This window comes from Dyella telluris (assembly GCF_014297575.1).
GTDB lineage: Bacteria > Pseudomonadota > Gammaproteobacteria > Xanthomonadales > Rhodanobacteraceae > Dyella > Dyella telluris.
This window is the reverse complement of sequence record NZ_CP060412.1, coordinates 3,113,924-3,132,382: the sequence shown is the minus strand read 5'-3', so window position 1 is coordinate 3,132,382 and position 18,459 is coordinate 3,113,924. Positions and strand designations below refer to the sequence as shown.

At 66.2% G+C, this 18,459-nt stretch carries 19 protein-coding genes; all 19 read right to left on the bottom strand.

Annotated features, from left to right (window positions below):
- Window positions 1-3: 3 nt before the first annotated feature.
- The 19 genes from H8F01_RS13740 to btuB all read right to left on the bottom strand — a co-directional run bounded on the left by H8F01_RS13740 (window position 4) and on the right by btuB (window position 18,440).
- A complete protein-coding gene (locus tag H8F01_RS13740) occupies window positions 4-1,881 on the bottom strand; it encodes a potassium transporter Kup (RefSeq protein WP_187059292.1) in 1,878 nt (625 codons plus the stop codon).
- 27 nt (window positions 1,882-1,908) lie between these two features.
- Window positions 1,909-2,508, bottom strand: a complete 600-nt coding sequence (gene ruvA / locus H8F01_RS13735) for a Holliday junction branch migration protein RuvA (protein WP_187055661.1) — start codon at window positions 2,506-2,508, stop codon at window positions 1,909-1,911.
- Window positions 2,505-3,023 (bottom strand): crossover junction endodeoxyribonuclease RuvC, encoded by a 519-nt coding sequence (gene ruvC / locus H8F01_RS13730; RefSeq protein ID WP_187055660.1) that lies wholly within the window; start codon window positions 3,021-3,023, stop codon window positions 2,505-2,507. Before ruvC ends, ruvA begins: the two co-directional genes overlap by 4 nt.
- A gap of 32 nt (window positions 3,024-3,055) precedes the next feature.
- A complete protein-coding gene (locus H8F01_RS13725) occupies window positions 3,056-3,790 on the bottom strand; it encodes a YebC/PmpR family DNA-binding transcriptional regulator (protein ID WP_187055659.1) in 735 nt (244 codons plus the stop codon).
- Between the two features lie 103 nt (window positions 3,791-3,893).
- Window positions 3,894-4,529 carry an esterase/lipase family protein gene (locus H8F01_RS13720; protein WP_187055658.1) on the bottom strand — a complete coding sequence of 212 codons (636 nt, stop codon included), beginning with the start codon at window positions 4,527-4,529 and terminating at the stop codon, window positions 3,894-3,896.
- A gap of 198 nt (window positions 4,530-4,727) precedes the next feature.
- On the bottom strand, window positions 4,728-6,497 hold the full coding sequence (aspS, locus tag H8F01_RS13715; protein ID WP_187055657.1) for an aspartate--tRNA ligase: 1,770 nt from the start codon (window positions 6,495-6,497) through the stop codon (window positions 4,728-4,730).
- Between the two features lie 131 nt (window positions 6,498-6,628).
- Window positions 6,629-7,177, bottom strand: coding sequence for a DUF3011 domain-containing protein (locus H8F01_RS13710; RefSeq protein ID WP_187055656.1), 549 nt, complete (start codon window positions 7,175-7,177; stop codon window positions 6,629-6,631).
- 150 nt (window positions 7,178-7,327) lie between these two features.
- Window positions 7,328-7,606 (bottom strand): FmdB family zinc ribbon protein, encoded by a 279-nt coding sequence (locus tag H8F01_RS13705; protein WP_187055655.1) that lies wholly within the window; start codon window positions 7,604-7,606, stop codon window positions 7,328-7,330.
- A gap of 110 nt (window positions 7,607-7,716) precedes the next feature.
- Entirely contained in the window at window positions 7,717-8,436 is a 720-nt protein-coding gene (locus tag H8F01_RS13700) for an adenosylcobinamide-GDP ribazoletransferase (protein WP_187059291.1), read from the bottom strand.
- Window positions 8,433-9,011, bottom strand: a complete 579-nt coding sequence (locus H8F01_RS13695) for a histidine phosphatase family protein (protein WP_187055654.1) — start codon at window positions 9,009-9,011, stop codon at window positions 8,433-8,435. The genes H8F01_RS13700 and H8F01_RS13695 overlap by 4 nt, the downstream gene beginning before the upstream one ends.
- A complete protein-coding gene (gene cobT / locus H8F01_RS13690) occupies window positions 9,008-10,057 on the bottom strand; it encodes a nicotinate-nucleotide--dimethylbenzimidazole phosphoribosyltransferase (protein ID WP_187055653.1) in 1,050 nt (349 codons plus the stop codon). The genes H8F01_RS13695 and cobT overlap by 4 nt, the downstream gene beginning before the upstream one ends.
- The gene (cobU, locus tag H8F01_RS13685; protein WP_187055652.1) at window positions 10,054-10,575 is read right to left on the bottom strand and encodes a bifunctional adenosylcobinamide kinase/adenosylcobinamide-phosphate guanylyltransferase; all 522 of its coding nucleotides are present in this window, start codon (window positions 10,573-10,575) and stop codon (window positions 10,054-10,056) included. Before cobU ends, cobT begins: the two co-directional genes overlap by 4 nt.
- Window positions 10,563-12,047: a cobyric acid synthase gene (locus tag H8F01_RS13680; RefSeq protein ID WP_187055651.1), complete on the bottom strand. Its 1,485-nt coding sequence runs from the start codon at window positions 12,045-12,047 to the stop codon at window positions 10,563-10,565. The genes cobU and H8F01_RS13680 overlap by 13 nt, the downstream gene beginning before the upstream one ends.
- Before the next feature lie 15 nt (window positions 12,048-12,062).
- A complete protein-coding gene (gene cobD / locus H8F01_RS13675; protein WP_187055650.1) occupies window positions 12,063-13,043 on the bottom strand; it encodes a threonine-phosphate decarboxylase CobD in 981 nt (326 codons plus the stop codon).
- Entirely contained in the window at window positions 13,036-13,965 is a 930-nt protein-coding gene (gene cbiB / locus H8F01_RS13670; protein ID WP_187055649.1) for an adenosylcobinamide-phosphate synthase CbiB, read from the bottom strand. Before cbiB ends, cobD begins: the two co-directional genes overlap by 8 nt.
- Window positions 13,962-15,260 carry a cobyrinic acid a,c-diamide synthase CobB gene (locus H8F01_RS13665; RefSeq protein ID WP_187055648.1) on the bottom strand — a complete coding sequence of 433 codons (1,299 nt, stop codon included), beginning with the start codon at window positions 15,258-15,260 and terminating at the stop codon, window positions 13,962-13,964. Before H8F01_RS13665 ends, cbiB begins: the two co-directional genes overlap by 4 nt.
- Before the next feature lie 45 nt (window positions 15,261-15,305).
- On the bottom strand, window positions 15,306-15,926 hold the full coding sequence (gene cobO / locus H8F01_RS13660) for a cob(I)yrinic acid a,c-diamide adenosyltransferase (RefSeq protein ID WP_187055647.1): 621 nt from the start codon (window positions 15,924-15,926) through the stop codon (window positions 15,306-15,308).
- Complete coding sequence (locus tag H8F01_RS13655; protein WP_187055646.1) at window positions 15,923-16,504, bottom strand: hypothetical protein; 582 nt, start codon at window positions 16,502-16,504, stop codon at window positions 15,923-15,925. Before H8F01_RS13655 ends, cobO begins: the two co-directional genes overlap by 4 nt.
- A gap of 67 nt (window positions 16,505-16,571) precedes the next feature.
- Entirely contained in the window at window positions 16,572-18,440 is a 1,869-nt protein-coding gene (gene btuB / locus H8F01_RS13650) for a TonB-dependent vitamin B12 receptor (RefSeq protein ID WP_187055645.1), read from the bottom strand.
- Window positions 18,441-18,459: the final 19 nt, after the last annotated feature.

The following is an 18,459-nucleotide window of genomic DNA, read 5'->3' as shown; positions in this document are numbered from 1 at the left end:
TGATCAGATTTCGACCTGGGCACCCAGTTCGATCAGGCGATTGCCCGGAATCTGGAAGAACGCCGTGGCCGGCAGGGCGTTGCGGGCCATGAAGGCGAACAGCTTGTCACGCCACAGGGCCATGCCCGGACGCTTGGCATCGGCAATGATGGTTTCGCGCGACAGGAAGAAGGTGGTGTCCATCATGTCGAACGGCAGGCCCATCTTGGAGCACTTGGACAGCGTGCGCGGAATATTCGGGTCTTCCGCGAAGCCGAAGCGCAGCGCGAGGCCGTAAAAATCGCCGCCCAGCTCGGTGATCTCGATGCGCTCGCCCGGATCGGCCGTGGGCGTTTCGAGCATTTCCACCGTGAGCAGCACGTTGCGCTCGTGCAGCACCTTGTTGTGCTTGAGGTTATGCAGCAGCGCGTGCGGAACGGCACTCTGGTTGGCGGTGAGGAACACCGCCGTGCCCGGCACCCGCAGCGGCGGATGCTCGGCGATATTGGCAATGAACGGATCCAGCGCCAGGCCCGACTGCTTGATCTCGCGCACCACCAGCTCGCGGCCGCGACGCCAGGTGGTCATCACGATGAACACCGCCACGCCCAGCACCAGCGGGAACCAGCCGCCGTATTCGATCTTGATCAGGTTGGCGCCGAGGAACGACAGGTCGATGGTCAGCAGCAGCACGCCGGCGGCGATCACCGACAGGCGATTCCAGTGCCACTGGCGACGCGCCACGATCAGGGCAAGGATGGTGGTGATGGTCATGGTGCCCGTCACCGCGATGCCGTAAGCGGCACTGAGGTTGTCCGAACTGCGGAAGCCAAGCACCGCCGCCAGCACCATGATCAGCAGGAAGTTGTTCACCCACGGCACGAAGATCTGGCCGGACATCTCACGCGAGGTATGCACCACCGGCATGCGCATGGAGTAGCCCAGCGACATGGCCTCGCGGGTCATCGAGAAGGCACCGGAGATCACGGCCTGCGATGCAATCACGGTGGCGATGGTGGCCAGGCCGATCATCGGATACAGCAGCGGCGCAGGGGTCAGCTTGAAGAACGGGCTGTCGATGGCTTCCGGGTGCTGCAGCAACAGCGCGCCCTGGCCGAAGTAGTTGAGCACCAGCGCCGGCAGCACGAAGCTGAACCAGGCAAGGCGGATGGGACGCTTGCCGAAGTGGCCCATGTCCGCATACAGCGCTTCCGCGCCAGTGAGCGCCAGCACCACGCCACCCAGTGCAATGAAGGCCTGCATGCCATGGGTGAAGAAGAACCTCACGCCGTAATAGGGATTGAGCGCCCACAGCACATGCGGGTTGCCGACCACCATGCGCAGGCCAAGCAGCGCGATCACGATGAACCACACCACCATCACCGGGCCGAACAACTTGCCCACGCGCTCCGTGCCATGGCGCTGCAGCGCAAACAGGAAGAACAGGATGACGGCAGTGATGGGCACCACCCAGTGACCCAGGTTGGGCGCGGCGACCTTGACGCCTTCCACCGCGGACAACACCGAGATGGCCGGCGTGATCACGCCGTCACCGTAGAACAGCGCGGCGCCGAAGATGCCGATGATGGCGAGCAGCCAGCGCTGGCGCGCATCGCCGCGCACGCTGCGCAGGGCCAGCGCGAGCAGCGCCATGATGCCGCCCTCGCCCTTGTTGTCCGCACGCATGATGAACACGACGTACTTGAGCGAGACCACGATAATCTGCGCCCAGAAGATCAGCGAGAGCACGCCGTAAATGCTTTCCGGCGTCGGCTTCATGCCGTCGTGGCTGAGCGTGGTCTGCAGGGTGTACAGCGGGCTGGTACCGATATCGCCGTACACCACGCCGATCGCGCCCAGCGCGAGTGCGGCCAGGCGACGTTTGGTATCAGCGTCGGTCATGCCGTGAGTGGAATCCGGGGTCACGTGTCAGTTCCCTAATGCGGCGCGCAGCGCCTTGCGGATGATGGCTTCGGCGGTGTCGCCTTCGGCGGCGACCTTCTGCACCAGGCGGGTGACTTCCGCCGGCTTGTAGCCGAGCTGCTGCAGCGCCACGGTGGCTTCGCCGGCCGGATCGAGTGGCGCACCGTTCGTCGCGGGATGCGCGCCGGGCAACGTAGTGGCGAGTCCGTCGACGCGATCGCGCAGCTCCACCACCATGCGCTCGGCCGTCTTCTTGCCGATGCCCGGGATCTTGGTCAGCGCCACCACGTCGCCAGCCTGTACCAGGCGCGCGAAATCGTTGGTGGAAACACCCGACAGCACGGCCAGCGCGATCTTGGCGCCGATGCCGCTGACTTTCTGCAGGTTGCGGAACAACGCGCGCTCGGCCTCATGCATGAAGCCGTACAGCGCGACGCTGTCTTCCTTCACCGCATAGTGCGTGAGCAGGGTGACTTCCTTGCCGGTGGGCGGCAGGTCGTAGATGGTGGACATGGGGGCCTCGAGCTCGTAGCCCACGCCGCCCACTTCCACCATCAGCCAGGGCGGCTGCTTGGACACCAGGATGCCGCGCAAACGACCGATCATCGACGCCTCCAGGCGGTACGGGGAATGCCGACACGCGCAAGGCTCGCCCGAGTGTGGGCGTGCGTCACCGCGATGGCGAGCGCATCCGCTGCGTCGGCCTGCAAGGGCCCCTTGAGTCCGAGCAGGACGCCAATCATGTGCTGCACCTGGGTCTTGTCGCCGCGGCCACTGCCGACCACCGCCTGTTTGACTTCCGTCGCTGCGTACTCGTGCACCGCGATCCCCTGGCTGACCACCGCGCAGATCGCGGCGCCCCTCGCCTGCCCCAGCTTCAATGCCGAGTCCGCGTTGCGCGCCATGAACACGCGCTCCACGCCACACTCGTCTGGCCGATGGGCGGCGATGATGTCACACAGCTCGTCAAATATGCGTTTCAGGCGCAGCGGAAAGGTGGCTTCGCCAGCCACCGCCAGCGCGCCATGAAAAACGTGGGACAGCTTGCCGCTGGTGTCGACATCGATGATGCCGACACCGGTGCGCAGACTGCCCGGGTCAATGCCGATGATGCGTGTCATGGCGGGTACGCCGGGCCTTGCGGCTCAGCGGATCAGCTGGCGGCCTCGGCCGGCAGCAGTGCGTTGTGCGAGACATCGCTCACGTCGTCCAGACCGTCGAGCTTCTCCAGCAGGTCGAGCAGCGGCTCCAGTGCTTCTTCGGGCACCGGCACACGGTTGCTGGGACGCATGCCGACGCCGGCGTGCTGCGCGGTGAGGCCGGCTGCGGCAAGCGCCTGCTGCACGGCTTCGAAATTCTCCGGCGCGCACAACACGGTGCTTTCGCCGTTTTCGTTCACCACGTCGTCGGCGCCGGCGTCGAGCGCGGCTTCAAGCACCTTTTCCTCGGCGGCTTCGTCACCGCCGGTGGGGAACACCAGCTCGCCCAGGCGGGCAAACTGGAACGCCACCGAACCGGAGGTACCCAGGTTGCCGCCGTGCTTGGTCAGCGCGTGGCGCACTTCGGCCACGGTGCGGGTCGGGTTGTCGGTGAAGCAGTCGATGATCAGCGCCACGCCACCCGGGCCATAGCCTTCGTAGCGCAGCTCTTCCATCGCCGCGCCGCCGTCGGCACCCGAGCCGCGCTTGATGGCGCGCTCGATGGTGTCCTTGGGCATGTTGGCCGACAGCGCCTTGTCCACGGCCGAACGCAGGCGCGGATTGAGCGACGGGTCGGGCACACCGGCGCGGGTGGCGACGGTGATTTCGCGGATCAGCTTGGTGAACACCTTGGCGCGCTTGGCGTCTTCGGCGTTCTTGCGACCTTCGATGGACGGGCCTCTACCCATGGCACTTCCTGCAAATCTGGTGAACGGACAAGCCGCGAATTCTATCGCTTCAGGGTGTCAGGCGGGCAAGCTCCACCCCAAAACGAGGCTGCAGCGGGCCTTGTCAGGCGTCGGAGCGCTCGAATCGCCCCTGCTGGAGGAAGCGCGTGACCTGCCGGGCCGCCTCCTGCGAGAACAGCAGGCCCGTGTGGTTGGTCTCGATGGCGCAGTGATCGGCAATGCCAGGCAGCCAGGTCTCGTCGACCGTCACGCAGCCGTCATTGTCACCGTCGAACTGGCCGATCATGGCCCCCAGCCCCAGCGACACCCGGCCCGCGATCACGCCGACCTCGCGCTCGCCGCTCCAGCGATCAAAGCCGTTCTCCAGCAGTTCGCGGTTGTTGCCGAGCAGCACTTCGCCGCCCCGCCCCATGCCGGCGAAGCGCCGTGCCGCCGCGCTGCCCTTGAGCGGGGAGCCCAGGCAGACCACGCGCCCTGGCGGCAACGACTCGGCCGCACACGCGCGCAGCGCCAGCAGGCCGCCCAGGCTGTGGCCGACCAGATGGACGGTATGCGAATCCTGCCCCAATTCCTCGATGCGCGACTGCAGGCTGCCGAGGATGCGCGTCTGCGATGCCGCCACGCTCATGTAGTCGAAACGATGGACGCGAAACCCCGCCTCCATCATCCGCCGGTGCAGCATGAGTAGCGCGAATCCGCGCATCCACAGGCCGTGCAGGAGAATGACGTGGTCGGTCATGGGGCGAGCGCTACATCCATCTGGGGCGGAGCGACTGATCGGGCCTGCAAGACCCGATCCGTCTGAAGCGTGCATTGTGCTCAAAAAGTTGAGACGGGAGCGCGAAGCCGAACACGACTGACGCGAAGTCCGGGCTCGCCCCGCTTCGTGTGTCATTCCGGCACGGGCCGGAATGACGGGCAATCGTGCCAGGCCCCGTCAGGCCGGCTTGGCTTCCGCCGCCACCTTCACGTGCAGCTCCTTGAGCTGCGCGTCGCTGACCGCCGACGGCGCGTCGGTCATCAGATCCTGCGCGCTGGTGGTCTTGGGGAAGGCGATCACGTCGCGGATCGACTCCGTGCCGGCCATCAGGGCCGCGATGCGGTCGATGCCGAAGGCCAGGCCACCGTGCGGCGGTGCGCCGAACTTCAGCGCCTTGAGCAGGAAGCCGAACTTGGCTTCGGCCTCTTCCGCGCCGATGCCCAGCATCTCGAACACGGCACTCTGCATGTCCGGGCGATGGATACGGATGGAACCGCCGCCGATCTCGGCGCCGTTGAGCACCATGTCGTAGCCGCGGCTCACTGCCGTTGCCGCGTTGGCGCGGAGGTCGGCGATGTCGTCCACCTTGGGCGCGGTGAATGGGTGATGCAGGGCGACGAAGCGCTGCTCTTCCTCGTCGTATTCGAACATCGGGAAGTCGGTGACCCACAGCGGCTTCCAGGTGTTTTCCACCAGGCCGCGATCCTTGCCCACCTTCAGGCGCAGCGCACCCATGAAGTCGGTGACGGCCTTCCACGTGCCGGCGCCGAAGAACACCATGTCGCCGCTCTGGGCGCCGGTGAGCTTGAGCACGCCTTGCAGCGCGTTGTCGTCGAGGAACTTGGCGACCGGCGAATTGATGCCCTCGCGGCCCTTCGCCAAATCATCCACGCGCAGCCACGCCAGGCCCTTCGCGCCGTACTTGGCGACGTATTCGGTGAGCCCGTCGATGTCCTTGCGGGTGAAGGTGGCGCCGCCCGGTACGCGCAGCGCGGCCACACGGCCGTTTGCGGCATTGGCCGGCTCGGCGAACACCTTGAATTCCACGTGCTTCACGGCGTCGGCGATGTCGACCAGCTCCAGCGCATTGCGCAGGTCAGGCTTGTCCGAACCGAAACGGCGCATGGCCTCGGCCCAGGTCATGCGCGGGAACACCTCGTCGAGCTCGACGTTCACCACTTCCTTGAACACGTGGCGGATCAGTTCCTCCACGAAGTCCTGCACGTCCTTCTCTTCGACGAAGGCGAACTCAAGGTCGAGCTGGGTGAATTCCGGCTGGCGGTCGGCGCGCAGGTCCTCGTCGCGGAAGCAGCGGGCGATCTGATAGTAGCGATCGAAACCGGCCATCATCAGGATCTGCTTGAACAGCTGCGGCGACTGCGGCAGCGCGTAGAACTGACCCGGGTGCACGCGGCTGGGCACCAGGTAGTCGCGCGCACCTTCCGGCGTGGCCTTGGTGAGGATGGGCGTTTCGATGTCCTGGAAACCGGCGGCGTCCAGGTAGCGGCGCAGCGACTGCACCAGCTTGATGCGACGGCGCATCATCTTCTGCATTTCGGGCCGGCGCAGGTCGAGGTAGCGGTAGGTCATCCGCATGTCCTCGTTGGGATTCTCGTGCAGCGCGAACGGCAGGTCCTTCGCGGCGTTGAGGATCTCCACCTTGTCGGCGACCAGTTCCACCGTGCCGGTGCGCAGCTTGTCGTTCACCGACAGGCGCTTGCGGATGGTGCCGGTGACGCGCAGGCAGTATTCGTTACCGATCTCGTTGGCCACGGCGAACGCGTCGGCGTTCTCACGCTCGATCACTACCTGGGCGAGACCCTCGTGGTCGCGCAGGTCGACGAAAGCCACGTGGCTCTGCAGGCGGAGGGTGTTGACCCAGCCGCAAAGGGTGACGGTCTGGCCGACCAGTGCCTCATCGATGAGGCCGCAGTAATGCGTGCGCATGCGCTTGGAACTCCGGGCCGCAGGGCGGCGTGATGCGTGGACAAGAAGACCCGGAATGTTAACACCGGCCTGCCCCGGGACGGGCGCCCGGGGCGGCATGGCAACCGCCCCGGGGCCCCGGTTTCAACCATTTACCAGCGGCGATTGACCGAGAACAGGCCGCGGCAACCCTTGGAAACCCATACGCCGGCGCGGTTCCAGCCCCAGTTGTAGCCCTCCTGGCAACCGGTGCCGGACAGCTGGCGCACCAGGCTCACGTCGCCGCGACCACCCACGTCCACCTGGCAGAAGTGGTACTGGTGATCGTTGCTTTCGCACTGGAAACGGATCTCGCGGTCCCAGTCGGGGCCCGGGCGCCATCCATTGTCCGGCGGGCGATAGCCCGGCGGCGGGTAATAGCCGTTGTTCGGCGGACGGTAGCCGCCACGGCCCATCTCCACGAACTGGCCACGGCATCCACGATCCACCCACAGGCCGCCGCGATCGACGCCCCAGGTGTCGCCGCGCACGCACGGGCTGTTCGATTCCTGACGGATCATCTCCGCGTCGCGCCAGGGCACCTGGCAACGCTGGAAGCGGCCATCGTCGCTGCCGCAACGCACCGAATCCCGCCCCTGAGCATGGGCGACCGGGGCCGAAACCCACATCAGGCCCGCCAACAGGCCCGCGGCCACGCCCATCAAGCCCGTTCTTGTCCGTAACATCCACCCACTCCTTCACTGTGACGGGGCGTCACGCTAGTGGGGACATCTTCAACCGGAATTGAATAACTTGCGACTTCCCGCAAAAACCTGCCGACCGGCTATCCGGCATTCAGGCAGGTCGCGCGATCAGCTGTCGCCGGACGATCCGGATGAGCCCGACGAACTGGACGAACCCGACGACGAAGCACCGCCGTCGCCGGCCAGGTTGCGCTTCTTGTCGCCGTCCTTCTTGAAGTCGGTCTCGTACCAGCCGCTGCCGGCCAGGCGGAAGCCCGGCGCGCTCACGCGGCGCTTCACTTCGGCCACGTCACAGGCGGGACAGACCGACGGATCGGGATCGGACATCTTCTGCAGGCGGTCAAAACGATGACCGCAGCTGCTGCATTCGAATTCGTAGATAGGCATGGATACTCCGGGAAATCGCTCGCCGCCGCGCCGGGATCAACCACCGGCATCGCCTGGCGACAACGCTCCATTATCGAGCCGAACCGCCCGATTTCAACGATAAGGCGCGATCAGAGGGCCCAGGCGACCAGCACGGCCATCTCGGTCAGCTCGGTGAGCGCACCGCAGGTATCGCCGGTCATGCCGCCCAGGCGACGCCGGCACGCCCAGCGCCACCAGGCGAAGACCAGCAGCGCCGCGACCAGGGCACGCACGCCATGCCAGCCGGTCAGCACGCTGAGCACAACTGCCAACAGCAACGCCGCGGTGCAGGCCAGCGGCGATTCCCCGACCAGCCCGCTGCCTATCCCGGCGCTGCGCACGTAGGGCGTGGTCATGAAGGCGAACGTCAGGGCGGCACGGCCCAGCAACGGAGCCACCACGAGTACGGCAGACGGGTGCGGCAGGCTCGCCAGCGCCGCGAACTTCAGCAGCAGCACCAGCACCACCGCCGTCACCCCGATCGGGCCGCTGCGAGGATCCTTCATGATCGCCAGCGTGCGCTCGCGATCACCCATGCCGCCCACCCACGCATCCGCACTGTCGGCCAGGCCATCCAGATGCAGCGCGCCGGTAAGCACCACCCACCCGGCCAGCAACAGCGCCGCCGCCAGCAAGGGCGGCGCACCGGACAACAGCCATCCCAGGCACCAGAGCAGGCCGCCGATCAACAGCCCCACCGCCGGGTACCAGGCCAGCTGCGCCGAGGGCGAGCGTGCGCCATCGAACACGCGTGCCGGCACCGGCAAGCGCGTGAGAAACCCGATGGCGGCGAACAGTCCGCGCATCAGCTGCCAGCCTGGGTCACGGCCGGCGTGTTCCAGTGCAACGAATGCAGTGAGGCATGCGGCACCTCGAGGTTCGCCATCTCGCCGAAGTCGCGCCCTTCCGCCTCACAGCGCAGCAGCCGGATCGCGCCGCCGTGCGTCACCACCAGCACGCGCTGCGTCTGCGCTTCCTCGGCCACGTCGTTCAACGCGGCGCACAAACGCTCGCGGAACGCGGCAAACGGCTCACCACCCGGCGGCGGGTGCGCCACCGGATCCATCCAGAAATGCTTCAACGCCTCGCCCTGTTCCTCTGCCAGCGTCTCGATGGGCACACCCTGCCAGTCGCCGAAATGGTATTCGGCCAGGCGCGCATCGATGCGCAGCGGCACCCGCCTTGCGCCGGACAGATCCTGTGCAAATTCCGCGCAACGGCGCAGTGGCGAGCTTACGATGGCATCCCAGCTGCGCCCGAAGATTGCCGCGCGCAACTGGCTCCAGCCGAGCGCGCTGAGGCTGTCATCCAGCTGGCCGCGATAGCTGCGCTGTCCGGTGTCGCCATGGCGCAACAAATCGATGCCGATGTGTTTTCCGATCATGCGCCGCTCACCCCCGCCTGCGCGAAGGTCGCCATGCGGGAGTGCAGGTCGCAAGCCAGGCGCATCATCGGCACCGCCATCGCGGCGCCGCTGCCTTCGCCCAGACGCAGGCCCAGATCAAGCAGCGGATCGGCTTCCAGCACGGATAGCAGGCGCGCATGACCGCGTTCGCGCGAACGATGCGCGAAGAACATCCAGTCGCGGCTCGACGGATTGATGCGCACGGCAGCCAACGCCGCGGCCGTGGTGATGAAGCCATCCACCAGCACCGGAATGCCGCGCTGCGCTGCACTGATGTACGCGCCACACAACGCCGCAATTTCGAAACCACCCACGCGCGCCAGCCAGGCCAGTGCGTCGTCATCATCGGACGGGTAAAGCGCGAGCGCACGCTCGATCACCGCGGCCTTGTGCTGGATGCCCTTGGCATCCAGGCCGGTGCCTGCGCCAGCCAGCGCTCCCGGGGTGTCGCCCAGCAGGCCGCAGGCAAGCGCTGCAGCGGAGGTGGTGTTGGCGATGCCCATTTCGCCACCGATGAACAGTTTCGCGCCGGCATCCTGCGCAGCCTGCGCGCTGTCGGCGCCGGCGCGCAGGGCCAGTTCGAGCTGCACCGCGCTCATGGCGGGACGCTCGCAGAAATTGCTGGTCTGCGGCGCGATGATGGCGCGACGCACATGCGGCAGTTCACCCGGATCATTCACCGTACCCAGGTTCACCACTTCGAGCATGGCGCCCAGGCTGCGCGCAAGCACGCTGATGGCCGCGCCGCCGCTGGCGAAGTTGCGGATCATCTCGCCGGTGACCACCTGCGGAAACGCAGACACGCCTTCGGCGGCCACGCCATGATCAGCCGCGAACACGCTGATCCACACCGACTGCACCGACGGGGTGACCACATGCTGCATGCCGGCCAGTCGCACGGCCATGGCTTCCAGCGTGCCCAGCGAACCCGGCGGCTTGGTCAGCTGCGACTGGTGCTGCAGCGCACGTTCGCGGCTTGCTTCATCGATGGCGAAGCAGGGTTCGGTCAGCCAGTCTTGGCTCATGCAAGGCTTCCTTTGAGGGGCATTGGCAATCCGGCGGCGACAAACAGCACCCGCTCGCACTGTGCGGCAAGCGCCTGGTGCAGCCGACCGGCTTCATCCACGAAACGTCGTGTCAGCTCGCCCATGGGGACCACGCCGAGCCCCACTTCGTTGCTGACCATGAGCACCTGTCCCTTCAACGAGGGCAACAGGTGCAGCAGCGCAGCGCGCTCTTGTTTGAAACGTTTGCCATCGCTATCGCCCAGCAGGTTGCTGAGCCACAGCGTGAGGCAATCGACCAGCACGCAACGCCCGGGGCGCGCATGCGCCTGCAGTGCGGCGGCAAGCGCCAGGGGTTCTTCAACACTCAGCCAATGCGCGGGGCGCTGCGCGCGATGGTGCGCGATGCGCGTGGCCATTTCCTCGTCATGCGCCTGCGCTGTGGCGATGTAGACCACCTCGTGGCCGGACTCGGCCGCCAGTCGCTCGGCCAGCGCACTCTTGCCGGAGCGGGCACCACCCAGGATCAAGGTGCGCACGGCGCAACCTCCGTCGGCAAGGACAGCAGTCGTGACAGGGTCGTGGTATCCAGATGTGCTTCCACCGCATCGGCGACACGGTCGATGCTGGCCTCGCGCAACGCATGCATGTCGAGCGGTGCAGCGTGACGCACACCCGCCCACGCCAGCAGCGCCGTCAGTGCCTGCGGCTGGTCGAACAGTCCATGAAGATAGCTTCCGAGAATCTGACCATCAGCCGACAGCGCGCCGTCAGGCTCGCCCGTATCGAGCATGCTCGCGGGCTTGTCCAGCGCTTCACCACGACTGATGCCGCAGTGGATTTCATAGCCGCTCACCCGCACACCCCCAAGGGCCAGTGTTCCTTCCACGCGCCGCAATTGCTTGCGTGCTTCCAGCGTGGTCTCCATCCGCAACCAACCCAATCCCTGGCTCGAACCCGGCGCGCTCTCAATACCCTGCGGATCATGCACGAATCGCCCCAGCATCTGGAAGCCACCACAGATGCCGATGAGCTTGCCGCCGTAACGCAAGTGTCGTGAGATCGTTTCCTCCCATCCCTGCGCGCGCAGCCAGGCCAGGTCGTCGCGCGTGGATTTCGAACCGGGCAACACGATCAGGTCGGCGGGCGGATGCGCTTCGTCGGCACGGACAAAACGGAAGTCGACGTCGGGGTGCGCACGCAAGGCGTCGAAGTCCGTGTGGTTGCTGATGCGCTGCAGCACCGGCACGACTACGCGCAGCCGCGCGCCCGGCTTGCGGGTGATCTCCTGCGGCAGGGCGTCCTCCGCTTCCAGCTGCAGGCCGTGCAGGTAAGGCAACACGCCAAGCACCGGCTTGCCCGTTTCCCGCTCCAGCCAATCCAGCCCGGGTTGCAGCAAGGCGATGTCGCCGCGGAAACGATTGATGACGAAGCCAGCGACGCGCTCGCGTTCGCTGGCCGAGAGCAAGGCCAGCGTGCCGACCAGATGGGCAAACACGCCGCCACGGTCGATATCGGCGACCAGCAGCACCGGGCAATCCACCGCTTCGGCGTAGCCCATGTTGGCGATGTCACGATCACGAAGGTTGATCTCGGCGGGGCTGCCCGCGCCCTCGACGAGGACTGCGTCGTAGCGTTCGACCAGTCGATGATGCGAGGCCAGCACGGCGTCCATCGCCACGCGCTTGTAGTGGTGATAGTCGCGCGCATCCATGTTGGCCACCGCGTGTCCATGCACGATCACCTGTGCACCGATGTCGCTGTTGGGCTTGAGCAGCACGGGATTGAAATCCGTATGCGGCAACAGGCCGGCCGCCTGCGCCTGCACGGCCTGTGCGCGGCCGATCTCCCCGCCGTCCACCGTCACGGCGGAATTGAGCGCCATATTCTGTGGCTTGAACGGCGCCACCGATACGCCTCGCCGATGCAACCACCGGCACAGGCCCGCCACCAGCGTGCTCTTGCCCGCATCGGACGTACAGCCCTGCACCATCAACACGCGGGCGGTCATGGTTTGTTACCTCGTCTAGTCCAGCGTTTGAAGCGCGTCGTCGAGCCGGCAAAATCCTGCGTCGTCGGCCGGCAGGCCGAAGCGCAGGCTGGCCGGCGCCGTGAAAAGTCGCGTAAAAATGCCTTGCCGCGCCAGCGCCACGTGCACGGCTTCGGCCCGTGCGTCCTGCCACCACTGGAAGAATGCACTGCCGGCCGTCGGCGTCATGTCATGACGCGACAGCACGGCTGCCAGGCGCGCGCTGGCCCGATGCAGCCATGCACGCGCCTCGACGTGCCATGCGTGATCGGACAGCGCCAGCCTCATCGCGTAACGCGTCGGCCCGCTCAGCGTCCACGGCCCCAGCTGTTCGCGCAGCGCGTCGAGCAAGGCCGGATGCGCAGCAACGAATCCTGCGCGTGCTCCCGCCATGCCGAAAAACTTGCCGCTTGAACGCAGCACCACCAGACCCTCACGCCCCGCATCGCCGCACAGGCTGTCGCCGGGCGTAGCGTCCATGAAGGCTTCGTCCACCACCAGCCAGCCACCGCGTGCCGCCAGAGTTTCGTGACAGGCGAGCAGGCTCGCGCGCTCGAAGCGCTCGGCGCCGGGATTGTTCGGATGGATCAGCACGATCACGTCGAACCTCGCCGCCTCGGCCAGCAACGTGGCAGCAGGCAAGGTTTCCACCGCATGCCCAGCGCGACGCCAGGCGTGCGCGTGCTCGTTGTATCCCGGCCAGATCACGCCCACGCGTGATGACGACCTCAACAAGGGCAAGGCCTGGATGGCGGCTTGCGAACCGGCCACCGGCAACAGCTGTGGCGCGCCGTAGTAAGCGCAAGCAGCCTCCGCCAGTCCGTCGTCGTCGTCCGGAAGTCGCTGCCACACGGACGCTGGCACGGCAGGCACCGGCCATGCAAATGGACTGATGCCGGTGGAGAGATCCAGCCAGTGTTCCGGCGGAATGCCGTAGTCGCGCGCGGCGCGCAGCAGGCGTCCACCGTGTTCAAGCATGGCTGGCACTCCATTGGGCAAGACCAAGCGTGACAGCCACCACCAGCCACAGCACGACGCTGCGCCGGACCAGTTGCAGGGCACGCACAATGGCATGCGCATCGGGCCGGGCACCCTCACCCAGCTCAGGCCGCGATTCCCACACACCGTCGTAAGGCGCGGCACCACCGAGCTGCACGCCCAGTGCGCCCGCGCCGGAGGCCATCACCGGGCCGGCATTGGGGCTATCCCATCGCGTTGCCTGCACGCGCCAGCAACGCCAGGCGCGCGGCGCATCACCCAGCAGCACATAGCTGAGCGCGGTCAACCGTGCCGGAAGAAAGTTGAGCACGTCATCGATGCGCGCCGCGGCCCAGCCGTAACACTCGTAGCGTTCCGTGCGGTAGCCCCACATGGCGTCCAGCGTATTGGCCAGACGGTAGAGCACCGCACCCGGCGCACCCAGCAGTGCAAACCAGAACAACGCACCGAACACGGCATCATTGCCGTTCTCCAGCACCGACTCCGTCGCCGCGGCAGCCACCCGGGTGTCGTCCAGCGCAAACGTGTCGCGGCTCACCATGCGCCCCACCGCCGTGCGTGCACCCGCCAGGTCGCCCTCTGTCAGCGCGCGCGCCACGGGCAACGCATGGTCAGCCAGGCTGCGCAGCCCGATCACCAGATAGAGCACGACCACCTCCAACGCGAACCACAGCCAGGGCGCGGCTCGTCGCCACCACACCTCCAGCAACCCCGTCACCGCCACCAGCGGCAGCACGGCCAGCCCCCATGCAAGGACGCCCGCCACGCGACGATCGGCGTGGCCATGCGACTCGATGAAGCGCGCCAGGCGCCCGAACAAAACCAGCGGATGCCACCGTCGCGGCTCGCCCAGCCAGGCATCCATCATCACGGCCAGCACCATCGCCAACGCCGTGCTCATGGCAGGAACAACGCCACAGCCGCCACCGGATTCGACGGAAAGTAAAGATGCATGAAGCTCGCGGTGAAACGTCCGCGGCGGTACACGCCCTCCTTGCTCGGCCCGCCATCGGGATTGCTGGCCATGGCGATGGGATCCTCGTCGATCTCGGCCAGCGCGTAATGAAAGGTATGCCCCCGCAATGCGCCTTCCGGCAGGGCGACTGCCTGCATCCCGAGCCCGCCCAGCCGTTTCTGCATGGCGGCCTTGCCACGCAACAGGCCCGCCATCGGAAAGCTCGCGCCTTCCACGTCGGCCAGTGAATCGAGCGCATACAACATGCCGCCGCATTCGGCGAGCAGGGGACGTCCTGCCTCCACATGCGCGTGCAGTGCTTCACGCAATGTGTTGTTCTGCGAAAGCGTCAACAAGTGCAGTTCCGGATAACCGCCGGGCAACCACGCCGCATCGCAGGCCGGCAACGTCTCGCCGGCCAGCGGCGAGAAGAAGCACAGCTGCGCCCCGGCCTCGCGCAACAGATCGAGGTTGGCCGGATAGACGAAGCAGAACGCCGCGTCGCGCGCGATGGCAATGCGGACACCGCGCAGGGTCGCCGGCACTGCCGCACGCGATGCCGAAGGAAACGTCACCGGCGCAGGCAAGTCAGCCGATGCATGGGTAGCCCATGCGTCCGCGAGAGCATCGAGCCGCGCATCGATATCCCCAAGTTCGGCTGCGGCTACCAGGCCAAGATGCCGCTCGGGCAAGGCGAGAGCGACGTCGCGCGGCAGTGCGCCCAGCCAGTGCAGGTCGTCCGGCAAGCTGCCGGCCAGCAATTGCGCGTGATAGGCGCTGCCCACCCGATTGGCGGCCACGCCATGCACCCGCAAACCGTCGCGATAACGCGCCAGGCCCAGCGCCAGTGCGCCGAACGTCTGCGCCATGGCAGAGCCGTCGATCACGGCAAGCACGGGCAGGCCAAAGCGCAGCGCCAGATCCGCGCTGGACGTGCCGCCATCGAACAGCCCCATCACGCCTTCGACAAGGATCAGGTCGGCATCGGCAGCCGCTTCGTGCAGCCGCGCCCGTACATCATCCTCGCCGTTCATCCACAGGTCGAGCTGATAGACAGGCGCGCCGCTCGCGCGCTCCAGCACCATGGGATCGAGAAAATCCGGGCCGGTCTTGAACACGCGCACCCGCTTGCCCTGCCGTGCATGCCAGCGCGCGAGTGCCGCCGTTACCGACGTCTTGCCCTGCCCCGATGCCGGCGCGGAAACCAGCAGTGCAGGACATGCGGCGTTATGGTCGGTCATCGACGACTCCTGTTTGTTCTTCCACCCGACACGTCCGCTGGCGCGTCAGAGTTCAATGCCTTTCTGTGCCTTGATGCCCGCCTGGAAGGCGTGCTTCACCACGCGCATTTCCGTTACCGTATCGGCCAGCTCCACCAGCGTATCCGGTGCACCGCGCCCGGTGATCACCACATGCTGCTCCGGCGGACGCGCGCGCAGGGCATCGCACACCTTTGCCACGTCGATGTAGCCCTTCACCAGGGCAATGTTCAGCTCGTCGAGCAGCACGAAGTCGTATGACGGGTCAGCCAGCATCCGCGCTGCAATCTGCCACGCGGCATCAGCCGCCTGGATGTCGCGCGCCTTGTCCTGCGTTTCCCACGTATAGCCTTCGCCCATCACGTGATAATCGAGTTCATCGGGAAAGCGGCGGAAGAACGCTTCTTCACCCGTGGAAAAACTGCCCTTGATGAACTGCACCACGCCGCAGTGGAACCCATGCCCCAGCGAACGCGCCAGCATGCCGAAGCCGGACGAGCTCTTGCCCTTGCCGTTACCGGTATTGACCACCAGCACGCCGCGCTCGATGGTGGCCCGGGCGATCTTGCGATCGACCAGCTCCTTCTTGCGCTGCATGCGCTCGCGATGACGCTCCTCCGGACTCAGGCTGTCATCGCGCTCGCTCATGCGCGTGCCTTTTCGTGGCCGTTGGTGGAGGCTACGACACGTGACACCACGGCCTGTAGCACCAGCGCCACCGCGACGTAACTGATGGTGGTGCGCACGAACAGCGGGCCCCACTGCCACAGGCGCGCCACATATTCGCTCATGTGCGGATTGGCGTAGCGACCGCCCAGCCAGTAGAACGAGCCATTGGAAATGGCGAACGAACCGATCGCCGCCAGCAGCGCCACGATGAACGCAGCGAGGTAGGACATCGCACGCCCGGTCATGCGCGGCGCATACCAGCGGCCCGCGTACCACAGCACCGCGTACGCCAGCGGCAGGAACGAATACGCCAGCGTGATGCAGAAGTCACTGACGCCCGCATAGCTGATGGACACCCAGTCCAGCGCCACCGCAAGCAGCACCATGACCACGAAGGTCCAGTGGTGACGCAGGTACAAGCCGCCGAGAAAGAAGATCGCCATGGATGCATCGGGCAAGTGCAGCATGTCGCCGAAGTGCTTGAAGCGGGTGGCCATCATCACCGCCATCAGCACCAGCCATAACGCGTTGAATCGGGAAACCGACAGTGCTTTCACGGGAGCTCTCCTGATCGATGCATCGTGGAACGACGCCGGGTCCCTTTGCAGGGCCCGGCCTCATGGATTACTGCGCGGGCTGATAACGCAGTGTCAACATATAGTTGCGGCCGGGCTGGTTGAAGTACCAGGCGGTTTCGTAGTCCTTGGCAAACGCGTTGTTCAAGGCCAGCTGCAGCTTGAAGTCCCGCGAAATGGCGTAGGCCACGCGCAGGTTGGTGATGGCGTAGCCGCCCAGCGGGTGACGGTTGGCCAGATCGTCGTAACGGCGGCCCGACACGAACCAGGTACCGCCGACGCTGAAGTCGCCGAAGCTGCGATCGATGTCGACATTGCCCGTCTGGCGCGCACGGCGCGGCAGCAGGTTGCCCTCGTAAGCGGTGGACTCGTCACGCGGGTCGAGCCAGGTGGCCGTACCTGTCACCAGCCAGCCCGCCAGGTTACCGCTCACCACGCCTTCCGCCCCGCGGATGCGCGCCTTGTCCACATTGGCGGCTGCCTGCGTGGTGGCGTCATACGTGATCAGGTTGTTCACGTTGTTGCGGAAGGCATTCAACGACCAGTAACCCCAGCCATAGCTGCCGCGCAGTCCCAGCTCGATGTTGTGCGAGGTTTCGGGCTTGAGGTCCGGGTTGCCGTAGTACGGGTAGTACAGGTCGTTGAAGGTCGGCGCCTTGAACGCCGTGCCGTAGCTGGCCGTCAGGCGCAGCGTCTGGGTAAAGTCCCAGCCCCACAGCAGGCTGCCGGTGTTCTTGCTGCCGAACTGGCTATTGTCGTCATGGCGCACGCTGGCCTGGATCGACTGGCTGCCGAAAGTCTGCTGCCACTGCGCGAACAGGCCGCGATTGATACGGCTGTCGACCGGAACCTGCGTGTACGGGTTGATGTAACCCGCGGTGCTGTCCACGTGGTCGCGCTGCCAGTCGAAACCGGTGGTGAGCAGGCCACCCCAGAAGCCGACGTCGGCCTGCAGCGAACCGACATCGCGGTGCGTGTCGTAGCGGCTGACGTAATCGCCCTGGTAGAAATCCTTCTCGAAATCGCCACTGGTGCCGGCGCTGAGCGTCAGCTTGACGTTGCTGGCAGGACGATAATGGACGCTGCCACCCACGACCTGCGTGGCGCTTTTGTCGGAGTCCGTGTAGGTACCGTCGTAGTAATTGTGGCCCTCGGCACGGAACAGGCGAACATCCGCGTCCCACTGCTCATCGAACGTGTAACCACCCTGCACCGTAGCGGCGGTGTTGCGGTAGCCGTCCTTGTCCGGCTGGTCGGCATAGCAAGCCGCACCCACTTCCGCCGCGCCGATCCGGCACGAATTGATGCCGTGCGTCTGGTCGTGCGACACCTCCACCGAGTACCAGCCATTGCCGCTCTTGCCGGCAAACCCGGCCGAACCGTTCAGATGGCTATAACTCCCCACGCCCAGGCTGAAGGACGGCACGAAGGCGCCTTCCGGGCGTCGCGTGAAAATCTGGATCACGCCACCAATGGCTTCCGAGCCGTACAGGCTGGAGAACGGACCGCGCACGATTTCGATGCGCTCGATCTGGTCCACCGGAATGTCCTGCAACGACGCCGTGCCCAGCGTGGCCGAGCCCACCTTCACGCCATCGATCAGCACCAGCACGTGGTCAGACTCGGTACCGCGCAGGAACGCGCTGGTCGACTTGCCGGGGCCGCCGTTGTTGACAATCTGCATACCCGGCGTGCCGCGCAGCAGGTCGCCCAGCGAAGCCGGCTGCAGGCGCTCGATGTCAGCCCGGTCGATCACCGTGACCGCCGACAGCGTCTGCTCCTGGGTCTGCTCGGTGCGCGTGGCGGTGACCACGACGCCGTTGAGGTTGGTCGTGTCATCGGCGAAGGCCGGAAAAATGACAGACAAAAGTGCCGTCGCCAGTACGGAACGACGGACCGTGGAAATTCGGATGGCCAAAACAATGCTCCTCAACCGC

What these genes read in the sequence shown, in the direction of transcription:
- cobD (WP_187055650.1), bottom strand. Translation starts at nt 13,043, where the DNA reads ATGCTTGAACACGGTGGACGCCTGCTGCGCGCCGCGCGCGACTACGGC.
- cobO (WP_187055647.1), bottom strand. Translation starts at nt 15,926, where the DNA reads ATGAGCGAGCGCGATGACAGCCTGAGTCCGGAGGAGCGTCATCGCGAG.
- ruvC (WP_187055660.1), bottom strand. Translation starts at nt 3,023, where the DNA reads ATGACACGCATCATCGGCATTGACCCGGGCAGTCTGCGCACCGGTGTC.
- H8F01_RS13695 (WP_187055654.1), bottom strand. Translation starts at nt 9,011, where the DNA reads ATGATCGGAAAACACATCGGCATCGATTTGTTGCGCCATGGCGACACC.
- ruvA (WP_187055661.1), bottom strand. Translation starts at nt 2,508, where the DNA reads ATGATCGGTCGTTTGCGCGGCATCCTGGTGTCCAAGCAGCCGCCCTGG.
- H8F01_RS13720 (WP_187055658.1), bottom strand. Translation starts at nt 4,529, where the DNA reads ATGACCGACCACGTCATTCTCCTGCACGGCCTGTGGATGCGCGGATTC.
- cbiB (WP_187055649.1), bottom strand. Translation starts at nt 13,965, where the DNA reads ATGAGCACGGCGTTGGCGATGGTGCTGGCCGTGATGATGGATGCCTGG.
- H8F01_RS13665 (WP_187055648.1), bottom strand. Translation starts at nt 15,260, where the DNA reads ATGACCGACCATAACGCCGCATGTCCTGCACTGCTGGTTTCCGCGCCG.
- H8F01_RS13705 (WP_187055655.1), bottom strand. Translation starts at nt 7,606, where the DNA reads ATGCCTATCTACGAATTCGAATGCAGCAGCTGCGGTCATCGTTTTGAC.
- H8F01_RS13725 (WP_187055659.1), bottom strand. Translation starts at nt 3,790, where the DNA reads ATGGGTAGAGGCCCGTCCATCGAAGGTCGCAAGAACGCCGAAGACGCC.
- H8F01_RS13740 (WP_187059292.1), bottom strand. Translation starts at nt 1,881, where the DNA reads ATGACCGACGCTGATACCAAACGTCGCCTGGCCGCACTCGCGCTGGGC.
- H8F01_RS13710 (WP_187055656.1), bottom strand. Translation starts at nt 7,177, where the DNA reads ATGGGCGTGGCCGCGGGCCTGTTGGCGGGCCTGATGTGGGTTTCGGCC.
- H8F01_RS13680 (WP_187055651.1), bottom strand. Translation starts at nt 12,047, where the DNA reads ATGACCGCCCGCGTGTTGATGGTGCAGGGCTGTACGTCCGATGCGGGC.
- cobT (WP_187055653.1), bottom strand. Translation starts at nt 10,057, where the DNA reads ATGAGCCAAGACTGGCTGACCGAACCCTGCTTCGCCATCGATGAAGCA.
- aspS (WP_187055657.1), bottom strand. Translation starts at nt 6,497, where the DNA reads ATGCGCACGCATTACTGCGGCCTCATCGATGAGGCACTGGTCGGCCAG.